Consider the following 585-nt stretch of genomic DNA (forward strand, 5'->3'; position numbering starts at 1 on the left):
AAAGTCTATTTTCTGAGGTGCAGTTTTCTGACCCTTTGTTATAGCTTGATAGGCTTTTTCTGTTTGCGAAAGTTGTTCTTTTTTTAACTCAAGCTGTTTTTTTAAGAGCTCTATAATCTCCAGATATTCTGCTGGTGGAGCAGGTGGTGGCGGTGCGAGATTTCCGTTATTTCCAGAAGTAGGTGGAAGATTTTTTGGTGGCTGGGAATCTTTTGATGGCTTGCGGCGTCTTGGTGGTGTTGGGTTTTTTTTATGTTTTTTTAGTGCAGTGAGATCCTCTAACCCCGTACCAGAGACTACTACAGTAACACGCTCGTTACCTCCTCCTTGCTTAGTAACAGTGTCACTTCTTACTAAGTTTGTTGTTCCAAGAAACGCACTAATTGCTATGATAATAATCAGCTTTTGCATATTTTATTCCTTTTAATTTTCACATATTTAGAAAGACTGACCATTATATTATTAACTTCATAAATCAGTTTATGAGATTCCGTTGTCTCCTCGCTTGATTTCGGCAGGGATTGTTTTATTAATAGGCACACGGTTCCTATCATTGGGCTGTTTTAGCTTTGGTGCTAATACACA

At 38.5% G+C, this 585-nt stretch carries 1 protein-coding gene and 1 pseudogene; both read right to left on the reverse strand.

Annotated elements, in window-relative coordinates; genetic code table 11:
• Positions 1-411, reverse strand: a pseudogene (locus tag ACFIKY_RS09260) (hypothetical protein); the annotation flags it as partial.
• A 69-nt stretch (positions 412-480) separates the two neighbouring features.
• The coding region (locus tag ACFIKY_RS09265) for a TrwH protein (RefSeq protein ID WP_375661760.1) at positions 481-585 on the reverse strand (105 nt) is incomplete at its 5' end.

The sequence above is a fragment of the Bartonella sp. CR127HXZ genome (assembly GCF_042194555.1).
GTDB lineage: Bacteria > Pseudomonadota > Alphaproteobacteria > Rhizobiales > Rhizobiaceae > Bartonella > Bartonella grahamii.